10 protein-coding genes are annotated in these 9,386 nt (G+C 76.0%); 8 read left to right on the top strand and 2 right to left on the bottom strand.

The window, feature by feature from the left end:
• Positions 1-177 precede the first annotated feature (177 nt).
• Together ACFV6D_RS24025 and ACFV6D_RS24030 are read right to left on the bottom strand one after the other, a co-directional pair.
• Positions 178-708, bottom strand: coding sequence for a hypothetical protein (locus ACFV6D_RS24025; protein WP_380561077.1), 531 nt, complete (start codon positions 706-708; stop codon positions 178-180).
• Between the two features lie 183 nt (positions 709-891).
• A complete protein-coding gene (locus tag ACFV6D_RS24030) occupies positions 892-2,034 on the bottom strand; it encodes an AI-2E family transporter (protein ID WP_380561078.1) in 1,143 nt (380 codons plus the stop codon).
• A gap of 347 nt (positions 2,035-2,381) precedes the next feature.
• Here ACFV6D_RS24030 and ACFV6D_RS24035 point away from each other — a divergent pair, with 347 nt between their 5' ends.
• The 8 genes from ACFV6D_RS24035 to ACFV6D_RS24070 all read left to right on the top strand — a co-directional run bounded on the left by ACFV6D_RS24035 (position 2,382) and on the right by ACFV6D_RS24070 (position 9,048).
• A complete protein-coding gene (locus ACFV6D_RS24035) occupies positions 2,382-2,936 on the top strand; it encodes an STAS domain-containing protein (RefSeq protein WP_380561079.1) in 555 nt (184 codons plus the stop codon).
• A 12-nt stretch (positions 2,937-2,948) separates the two neighbouring features.
• Entirely contained in the window at positions 2,949-3,455 is a 507-nt protein-coding gene (locus tag ACFV6D_RS24040) for an ATP-binding protein (protein WP_380561080.1), read from the top strand.
• Between the two features lie 370 nt (positions 3,456-3,825).
• A complete protein-coding gene (locus ACFV6D_RS24045) occupies positions 3,826-4,800 on the top strand; it encodes a SigB/SigF/SigG family RNA polymerase sigma factor (RefSeq protein ID WP_380561094.1) in 975 nt (324 codons plus the stop codon).
• A gap of 103 nt (positions 4,801-4,903) precedes the next feature.
• Entirely contained in the window at positions 4,904-5,062 is a 159-nt protein-coding gene (locus ACFV6D_RS24050) for a hypothetical protein (protein ID WP_380561081.1), read from the top strand.
• Positions 5,063-5,099: 37 nt separating this feature from the next.
• Positions 5,100-5,477 carry an STAS domain-containing protein gene (locus ACFV6D_RS24055; RefSeq protein WP_380561082.1) on the top strand — a complete coding sequence of 126 codons (378 nt, stop codon included), beginning with the start codon at positions 5,100-5,102 and terminating at the stop codon, positions 5,475-5,477.
• A gap of 74 nt (positions 5,478-5,551) precedes the next feature.
• Positions 5,552-6,214, top strand: coding sequence for a response regulator (locus tag ACFV6D_RS24060; protein WP_380561083.1), 663 nt, complete (start codon positions 5,552-5,554; stop codon positions 6,212-6,214).
• Entirely contained in the window at positions 6,211-8,529 is a 2,319-nt protein-coding gene (locus ACFV6D_RS24065; protein ID WP_380561084.1) for a PP2C family protein-serine/threonine phosphatase, read from the top strand. The genes ACFV6D_RS24060 and ACFV6D_RS24065 overlap by 4 nt, the downstream gene beginning before the upstream one ends.
• Positions 8,530-8,664: 135 nt before the next feature.
• Positions 8,665-9,048 carry a hypothetical protein gene (locus tag ACFV6D_RS24070; RefSeq protein WP_380561085.1) on the top strand — a complete coding sequence of 128 codons (384 nt, stop codon included), beginning with the start codon at positions 8,665-8,667 and terminating at the stop codon, positions 9,046-9,048.
• Positions 9,049-9,386: the final 338 nt, after the last annotated feature.

The following is a 9,386-nucleotide window of genomic DNA, read 5'->3' on the forward strand; positions in this document are numbered from 1 at the left end:
GGGGGGGGGGGTCGCCGCGCGGCCCCCCGCCCGGCGGGGGGGGGGCGGGCGGGGGGGCCCCCCCCCCCCCCCCCGGCCGGCAGTCGGCGGGAGGCGGATCGGCGGCTTCGCTCTCACGCGATGTCGTCGGCCGCCCGCGTTCCCACCGTCCGCTCCGTCACCCGCTCCGGGCTCGTGTCAGTATCCGGCCGGGGCGTCCTCGATGTCCGAGATGAGCTTGGTGCTCAGGTCGCTCTGCACGGCCAGCTTGGTGTGCGTGGCGTTGGGGCCGGTGCCCCAGGTGAGCGTGACGGTGGTGAACAGGTGGCCGGCTCCGGAGTCGTGGTACCGCACCTCCCAGTGGGTGGGCACGTCCTGGGCGCGGAGGACGCCGTCGGCGTGGTTGGCCTGCTCCCAGGCGGCCAGCCGCTGCTGGAAGTCCGCCGTGAGGTAGTGGGAGCGCAGGCCGTCCGACAGGTTGTCGGTGCCGTCGGAGACGGCGTCGATGTAGGCACCGTAGAAGTCGGCGACCCGGTCGACCGCGGAGTCCGGGCTCCCGTCGCGGACCGGATCCCCCGGCACCACCCGCTGCCCGCCCGCCTGCTCGGTACTGGTGGTGGAGGCGGGCTGCTGCGGGCCGGCCGCCGTGGCCTGCGGCGCGGTCGCCGCCAGGATCAGGCCGACCGTGGCGGTCGCCGCGAGCAGTCCGCGTCGAACACTCAGCTTCATCGTCAGTCTCCCTCGTCATGCCAATGGGTCGAGCCCTGGGCGGGTCACCTGGCAATGCGCGGACCGTCCGGGCCGGATCACGTCAATCACCTGCCCAACGACGCCCGGACCGGAAGGGAACGGCCCGCGTGCAATCCCGGCGCGGATTCGACCCTTCGGGCCGTCGTGGTGTGATCAGTCCGATCACCGGGGGCCCCGGCCGGGGGCGGGGCGGTGCGGGGGGCGGCGTTCGGCGGGTTGGCGGGGCGGCTGACCGTGGGGTGCCGCTGGGGGGCCGGTGCGTGGACCCGGGCGGGGTGGTGGGCCGTGGTCGCGGAGTTCGCAGATCACCGCCCAGGCGACCGACACCACCGGCACCGCCACCACCGCGCCGAGGACACCGGCCAGCACGGCGCCGCCGATCACCGACAGCGCGATCGCCACCGGGTGGATCCGGACGGACCAGCCCATGACCAGCGGGTGCAGCAGATGGCCCTCGATCTGGCCGATGACCACGATCAGCCCGAGCACCAGCAGCGCGACCACCGGGCCGCGGGCCGCCAGGGCGACCAGCGCGGCGACGGCCAGCGCGATGGGGGAGCCGATCAGCGGGACGAGCGCCGCGACGAACTCCAACATGATCAGTGGCAGCACGAGCGGCACCCGCAGGACGACCAGCGCGATGCCGACCAGCACCGCGTTGGTCGCCGCCACGATCAGCACACCCCGGGTGTAGCCGGCGAAGGTGCGCCACGCGGCGTGCCCCGCGCGGTTCCAGGCAGATCGTGACCGGGCCGGGAGCTGGTGCTGCGCCCAGCACCACATCCGGTCGCCGGAGTGGAGGAAGAACACCGAGCAGAACACCGCGAGCGCCAGCCCGGTGAGCATTTCGACGACCCGGCTCGCCCCGCTGAGCGCGGTGCTGAGCAGCGCCGAGCGGTGTGCGGTGATGAACTCGCCGAGCTTCGCGCGCAGGTCGGTGACGGTGCCGGCCCGCAGGTGGAAGGGGGCGCCGGCGAGCAGGTGGTCGATCTGCCCGAGGCCGCCGCGCAGTTCGGTGCCCAGCCGGCCCCACTCGCTGGCGACGGTCGTCCCCACCAGGGCGAGAACGCCGCCCACGACCACGATGGCGCACACGAGGACCAGCAGGACGGCGATCGAGCGGGGCAGCGCCCGTGCCAGCAGGTCGACGAGCGGCCGCAGGACCGAGGTGATGACCAGCGCCAGGAACACGGCGATGACCGGCAACTGGAGCTGGCCGAGGACGGAGACGGCCAGGTAGGCGGCCACCCCGAGCAGGAGCAGCCGCCAGGTGTACCCGGCGGCGGTCCGCAGCCCGGCCGGCACGCGGCCTCCGGACCCGCCGGACACGACGGGGCGCGCCCGGGGCAGGACCACCCGGGTCGGGTGGCGCCGCCGGGCCGGTCTCGCGCCGTTCACTCGCACGGGCGGCCTCCCTGGCGTCTGCCGGGCTTCGTCCGGCGTCGCGCGGCTACCCGGGCCGACGGGCCAGAAACGGGCGAGGGTCCGGAAACGGTCGGCGGGCCGGAAACGATCGACGGGCAAGAAGCAGCCGGTGGGCCGGAAACGATCGCGTTCACAGCTGCCGCGGCGGTCAGGAACAGGCCGACGTGCCCGACGGTGGAGAACGCCAGCACACGTGTAGCCACCACGGCTGCGGGCACACGCGGGGCATGGACGAGGAGCGGGTGGTGAGCCCGGCCCTGCCCGGGGCAGGCCTGCCCGGGGCGGCGGTCCGTCCGGCCCGGGCCGGACGCGCGACCCGAACCGCCGCGCGGGACGGCGGTCGGGACGACAGGACTCCGCCGCGAACGGACCGGGAGCCTGCCCTGCCACGGCCGGCCGAGCAGCAACCCGGCGGCCTGCGCGTCGCGGTGCGCCGGGAGGGCCGCGCGCGGGTGGTCTCCGTCGAAGGCGAACTGGACCATGGCAGCGCGAACGGGCTGTGGACGGCGCTGTCCCGTCCGGTGGCCGGGGGCGAGGAACGGATCGTCGTCGACCTCACCGGCCTGAGGTTCTGCGACTCCACCGGGCTGAACCTGCTGCTGCGCGCACGCCTGGACGCCGAGGCGGCCGGCCTGCGGCTGGAACTCGCCGGTCCGAGGCCCGTGGTGGCGAGGCTGTTCGCGATCACGGAGGCCGATACGGTGCTGCGCATCCACCCCGACCTCGACGCCGCTCTGAAGACCGCGGACCCGCCGCAGCGCGGCCGCGACGACGTGGAGTGAGGAGAGCCCGGCATGAAGAGCCCCGGGGAAGGAGCGTTGCCGAAGGACTCCGACCGGAGGGCGACGGCTTCCGGCCGGGGGCCGAGCGGCTCCGGCCGGACCAGGCGGCTCGTGCTGGCCGGCAGTGAGGGCGCGGTCCAGCGGTCCCGGGACTTCAGCCGGGCGGCGCTGCTCGCCTGGCACTGGCTGCCCGCGCCGGATGCCGGGCGGCTGGCGGCGGCGGAGGACGTCCTGCTGATGGTGTCGGAGCTGGTCACCAATGCGTGCCTGTACGCGCCCGGCGGTCCCCGGGAACTGCGGCTGGGCTGGGACGGCGAGCGGCTGCGGGTGGAGGTCTCGGATGCCAGCTCGGCCGCGCCGCGGCTGCGCCCGTTCGCGGACCCGGGCCGTCCCGGCGGCCACGGCCTGCGGGTGGTGGACCGGCTGGCGCGCGACTGGGGCTGCCTGCCCGAGGGCGAGGGGAAGCTGGTCTGGCTGGAGGTCGCGCCCCCGGTGGACCCAGGCGCCCTCCAGGGGTGAGCGGGGTCTCAGGTCTGACCGGGGTGCGGCTGGGGCGGCGGCTCGGTGTCCGGGCCCGGGGGAGCCGGGGCGGTCGTCATCACCGGCGTGGTCCTCGTCAGCGGCGTGATCGTCATACGCGTGTATCTGTAGATAAGGCAATAAACCGCCCAAAACATGAATTGGAAGTCGTGTGTCGGGTAGAGAACGCATGACGCGGCCATGGATCGCAGCCAGTCGCGTCCGCACCCTCGCCGGGTGCCACCGGGGCCGTCGCCCGACGGAAGCCGGGCCCAGGTCCTCCGGAAAGCAGCCCGTCGCGTTCGGCGCGAGCCGCTCGCGGTGCCGGGCGTTCGCCCCGATGCCCCAGGAGAGAGCCACCGTGTCCACCATGCTGGAAACCGGTCGCCCCATCGACCGGACGGCCGCCCCGCCGTCCGGCCTGCCGCCCGACGTGCCACCCCGCCCGACGGACGCGCAACTGCGCGCGATGGGCAAGTACGAGGCACGCGAGCTCAGCGACGCGCTGTTCGAGCGCCTGGCCGCACTCGCCCGCGAAACGCACGCGTACAGCTACGTGCGCGGCACGATCATCGAACTCAACATGCCGCTGGTGCGCTTCATCGCCGCCCGCTTCCGCCACCGCGCCGAGGACATGGATGACATCCTCCAGGTCGGCACGATCGGCCTGATCAAGGCCGTCGACGGCTACGACCCGCAGCGCGGCGTCGAGTTCGTCACCTACGCCATCCCCACCATCGCCGGCGAGATCAAGCGCTTCTTCCGCGACACCTCCTGGCCGGTCCGGGTCCCGCGCGGCATGCAGGAGCTGTACCTGACCGTGGCCCGCGGATCCGACCGGCTGGAGCAGGAACTCGGCCGCCTCCCGCACCCCGACGAGATCGCCGAGGACCTCCACATCACCGTCGAGGAGGCCACCGAGGGCCTGGTCGCCGGCCGCGTCTACCGGCCCGACTCGCTGGACGCGCCGCGCGAGCAGGACCTCGACGAGAGCGGCTGCGCCATGCTCGACCGCCTGGGGGCCTGCGACCCCGGCATCGAACTCGCGGACTTCCGCACCGCCGTGCGCCCCCTGCTCGCCCGCCTGTCGTGCCGCGATCAGACGGTGCTCAAACTGCGCTTCTGGGACGGCTGGACCCAGTCCCAGATCGCCGAGCGCATCGGCGTCTCCCAGATGCACGTCTCCCGCCTGCTCACCGCCACCCTCACCAGCCTGCGCGAGCAGTTGGAGGACCGCGACGCCCCCGGCTGGGCGGACGAACCCGCAGGTCCGGCCGAACCCGAGGGAGCGGACGACTGTGGAGCGGACGACGAGGGAGCCGCTGAACCCGAGGCGCCGCGCTGATTTCCCTCCCCCCCGGGCGTTTCCGGCCCCCCGCAGCGGATAGCCGCGCTGCGGGGGGCCGCTCTGGGCGAAGCGTGATGAAGCGTGATGAAGGAGGAACACCGTGTCCCCGAAGGTTTCCGACCACGTCCGGGTCGAGCGGTTGCCCTTCGACGGCGCCCCCGACCCGGCGGGCGGCACCGTCACCCCCGGCGCGGACGGCGCCCCCGGCCACGGGCTGCGCCCCGCACCCGCCCGAGCGGATGCGTACCGTACGGCGTGAACCGCCCGACCGGCCGGTAACGGAAGGAGCCGACACCATGACCTGCCGACCACCGACCGGACGTGCCCCGGCGCCGGGTGCCCCGGGGCCGGGCGGGTTCACCGCACGGGCCCGGCCGTGGGCCGGCGGCACCGTGCTCGCGCTGGACGGCGAACTCGACCTCGACTCGGTCGGTGCCCTGCACACGGCCCTCGACGCGGCCCTGGCCGCGCCCCTCACCGTCATCGTGCTCGACTGCGCGGGCCTGGAGTTCTGCGACTCCACGGGGCTCAACGCGATGCTCCGGGCCCACGCCCGCGCGGCCGCCGAGGGCAGCCGGATCGAACTGGCCCGCCCCCGCCCGCTGGTCCTGCGGATGCTCGAACTGACCGGGGCCGTCGAGGTCTTCGTGCTGCGGGACGCGCCACCGGAGTGAACGCGCGGCCCGTCGCCCCGGGCCTCCGCCCGCTGGCCCCGACACCTGTCCTGCCTGTCGCCCTTCGCCCTCCGGTGGCACAGTGGGAGCAGGGCGGCGGCCCGCCGCCCCGGGGCTGGGGCGCCCGGTCGGGCACCCCGGGCGTGCGGCGGACCCGGGCGGTGGAGCGGATGGACGAGCGGCCGGCACCCGGCGCCGATCCGGCCGAGCAGGCCCTGCGGCACCTGCTCGCCGGGCTGACCGCCGTGCGCGACGGGGACTTCGCCACCCGGCTCGCGCCCGAGCGGCCCGGCGTGCTCGGGGAGATCGCGACGATCTTCAACACCATGGTCGACCAGCCGTCCGCGTTCGCCGGCGAGGTGACCAGGATCGCCCGCGAGGTCGGCAGCGAGGGCCGGCTCGGTGGCCGGGCCCGGGTCGAGGGCGTCTCCGGCACCTGGAAGCGCCTGCTGCACGCCCCCGACGGCCGCGCCGGGCTCGACCTGCTGCGCACCCGCCCCGAGACCGACCTCGTGCTGATGGACGTGATGATGCCCGGCCTCGACGGCTACACCGCGATCGCCGCCATCCGCGCCGACGAGCGCTTCGCCCGCCTGCCGGCCATCGCCGTCACCGCCAAGGCCATGCCGGGGGACCAGGACAAGAGCCTCGCCGCCGGCGCCGACAACCACGTCACCGAACCCGTCGACACCCGACACCTGCTCGGCCGGATGCGGCACTGGCTGGACACGCCATGACCGCCGGGCACGAGCCCTCGGACACCACGGCCCGGGCCCTCGCCGAAACCGTGCGCCGGCTCCAGAGCACCGCCGCCCGGGTGCAAGCCGACGCCCGCGCCCGCGCCGTCGTCGACCTGGCCACCGGGATCCTGGCCGAACGCCTCGGCCTGCTCCCCGCCGAAGCCGCCGCCCGACTCGCCAGGCTCGCCCGGGAGGCCGCCGTGCCCGTGGCGGCCCTGGCCGCCGACATCGCCGGGATGTCCGGCCAGCCACCTGGCCAGCCACCCGGCCAGGCACCCGGGCTGCTCGCGGGCACAGCCGAACCCGTGACGCCCGCGCTGGCCGCCATCGCTGATCTGCAAGGCGTCGCCGAAGCCGTCCTGGAGCAGACGGCAGATGCGCTCGGCGCGCACGCCGTCGCGCTGTGGCTGCGGCTGCCGGGCGGTGTGCTCGCCCTCGCCGCGCACGCCGGGCTGTCCGCTGCCGAGGCCGACGCCTGGAGTCGGGTGCCACCCGGCGTCCCCACCCCGGCCCAGCGCGTCGTGGTCGGCGGCGCGGAGCTGTGGCCCGGCGATCCGGAGGCCGCAGGCCCGTCGGTGGGGGTCGGCTCGGCCCGGGCCGTCCTCCCGCTGATCGACGCAGGCCGCCGCCGGGGCGCGCTGGAGGTCCTGTGGCCCGCACCTGGCCCCGCCCCCGCACCCGGCCCCGTGCTCGGCGGGCCCCAACGCCGTCGGCTCCACGCCCTCGCCGACCTCTGCGCGACCCTCCTGGTCGAAGCCGGCGCCGCCCCCGCCCCGGCCCCCACCCCCGTCCCCGTCCCGCCCGGCGACGACACCGCCCTCCTGGAGGGCCTGCCCACCCCGGCCCTGCTGCTGGAGCCGGTCGTCCGCCGAGGAGAGGTCGCCGACTTCACGCTCCTGCGGACCAACGCGCACTTCCGCGATCCACTGGGCCGCCCCCGGGACACGCTGGAGGGCACCTCGCTCCTGGAGGTCTACCCGGCCGCGTGCGCCAGCGGCCTCTTCGAACAGCTGATCCGGGTGCACGAGACCGGGGTCCCGTTGCCCGGAGAGCAGGTCCGGCTGGTCTTCCAGCAGGGCGGACTCGCGCTTCCCGCCACCGTCCTGCTCGCGGCGGCCCCCGTCGGCGGCCGCGTGCTGGTCGGCTGGCAGACGGAGACCGCGCGGGCCGGTGAGGCCGAGCAGAGCGCCCTGCTGCGCCAGGCCCAGCGGCTGGCCCGGGTGGCCGGGTTCGAGGAGTGCCCGGCCGACGGCCGGATCCGCTGGAGCGACGGCCTGCACGAGATCTACGGGCTGCCGCCCGACACCGACCCGGTCCCGCTGGCCCAGCTCGCCCGGCACGCCCACCCCGACGACGAGCCCGCGATCCGGCGCCTGCTGGACACCGTCCAGCGCCGGCACCGGACCGCCTCCGCCGTCGTCCGCCTGGCCCACCAGGACGGCACCCACCGGTACACCCGGGTGATCGCCGAGCCCCTCCTCGACGACCACGGCCGGCTCACCGGGGTGCGCGGCGCCTTCCACGACGTGTCCGCCCAGCACCGTACGGAGGTCGCGCTCGGCGCCACCCGGGCACGCCTGGCCGACAGCGAGCAGGAGACCGCCGACAGCGAGCGACTGGCGCTGCGGCTCCAGCAGGCCCTCCTGCCCGCCGCTCCGCCCCCGCTCGGCCCGGCCGGCCTGCGGGCCGCCGTCCGCTACCGCCCCGCCGCCCAGCACGACCGGGTCGGCGGCGACTGGTACGACGTGCTGCTGCTGCCCGACAAGCGGGTGCTGCTCACCGTCGGGGACGTCGCCGGGCACGGCGTCGGCGCGGCCACCGGCATGGTCGCCCTGCGGCACGCGCTGCGCGGCCTCGCCGTCACCGGGGCCGGCCCGGCCCGGATGCTGGAGTGGGCCAACACCGTCGCCCTGCGCGAACCCGGCCAGATCACCGCGACGGCCGTCTGCGTGCTCATCGACCCGGCCGTCGGCGAACTGCGCTGGGCGCGGGCCGGGCACCTGCCCCCGATCCTGGTCGGAGCGGACGGCGCCCAGGTGCTGCCGCTGCCGCACGGCGTGCTCCTCGGCGCCCTGGACGACGCCCGGTACCAGGAGCACACCGCCCACCTGCCGCCGGGCGACGTCCTGGTCCTCTACACCGACGGCCTGGTCGAACGCCGGGACCGCCCGGTCGAGGAGTCCGTCGACCAGCTGATCCGCGCCGCCGGAGCCCCCGGCCCCGACCTGGAGCGCTACCTCGACCGGCTGCTGGAGCTCAGCCCCGCCGACACCGACGACGACACCTGCCTGATTGCCGTCCAGAGCCGGTAGCCCCTGCCGCGTGAACCCCGGTCCCCTCGCCCCGAGCGGGAGCGGGCCCGCGAAGCGCGGCGTTAGGCACGGGCCCGCCCGGGTAGGCGCGGCCCTGCGGGGGCGACCGGAACCGGACGACGGAGAGGACTCCCCATGTTGCTGCTAGGACTCCTGCTGATGGCGGCGGCCGGTGCCTTCGCCGGACTGCTGATCGCGGACAACCTCTCCGGCGGGCCCGACTACCAGGCGACGGTGCTCGGCATCCGCCTGCCGGCGCTCGACAGCCTGGGCATCTTCCTCGCCGGGCTGGCCCTCGCCCTGCTCTTCTGCCTGGGCCTGGCCCTGATGGTGCTGACGGCCCGGCGGTCCCGGCGAACCCGACGCCCCGTCCGGCCAGCCGCGCACCGGGCGGCCCACCAGCGGTCCCAGCCGGTGGTGCGGCCGGACCCGCCCGAGCGACCCCTCCCGCCCGAGCGACCCCTCCCGCCCGACGGGGGCGAGCAGCCCGCGCCGCCCGAGGAACGCCCCGCCCAGTAGGGCGGCCCGGACGTCGGCCTACCGGTCGAGCCCCCGCGCGGCGGCCGGATCCGCCACCTGTTCGGCCACTGAGGCGCGACGCCCCCGGAGCCGATCCCACGACGACCACGGGCCCCTCACCGGGCCGGGGAAGGACGCGACCGCATGACCGGACCACGGCCTTCCGCCGGACGCCCGCTCCCCACGAGGCCGTGGGCGCAGCGGCTGCCGCTCCGGGCCCACCCCGGGGCGGCCGCCGACGCCCGGGCCTTCACCACCGAGTTCCGGGGCGAGGGGGGGCGGCCCCCCGGCGGGGCGCCCCCCCCCCCGCCTGGGGGGGGTTGTTAAAAAAAAAAAAA

Source organism: Kitasatospora sp. NPDC059812, from assembly GCF_042732075.1.
In the GTDB taxonomy this organism is placed as follows: Bacteria; Actinomycetota; Actinomycetes; order Streptomycetales; family Streptomycetaceae; genus Kitasatospora.

Excerpts from the sequence above, each read along its gene's own strand:
- ACFV6D_RS24065 (WP_380561084.1), top strand. The coding sequence starts at position 6,211 with ATGACCGCCGGGCACGAGCCCTCGGACACCACGGCCCGGGCCCTCGCC.
- ACFV6D_RS24045 (WP_380561094.1), top strand. The coding sequence starts at position 3,826 with ATGCTGGAAACCGGTCGCCCCATCGACCGGACGGCCGCCCCGCCGTCC.
- ACFV6D_RS24070 (WP_380561085.1), top strand. The coding sequence starts at position 8,665 with ATGTTGCTGCTAGGACTCCTGCTGATGGCGGCGGCCGGTGCCTTCGCC.
- ACFV6D_RS24055 (WP_380561082.1), top strand. The coding sequence starts at position 5,100 with ATGACCTGCCGACCACCGACCGGACGTGCCCCGGCGCCGGGTGCCCCG.
- ACFV6D_RS24040 (WP_380561080.1), top strand. The coding sequence starts at position 2,949 with ATGAAGAGCCCCGGGGAAGGAGCGTTGCCGAAGGACTCCGACCGGAGG.
- ACFV6D_RS24025 (WP_380561077.1), bottom strand. The coding sequence starts at position 708 with ATGAAGCTGAGTGTTCGACGCGGACTGCTCGCGGCGACCGCCACGGTC.
- ACFV6D_RS24035 (WP_380561079.1), top strand. The coding sequence starts at position 2,382 with ATGGACGAGGAGCGGGTGGTGAGCCCGGCCCTGCCCGGGGCAGGCCTG.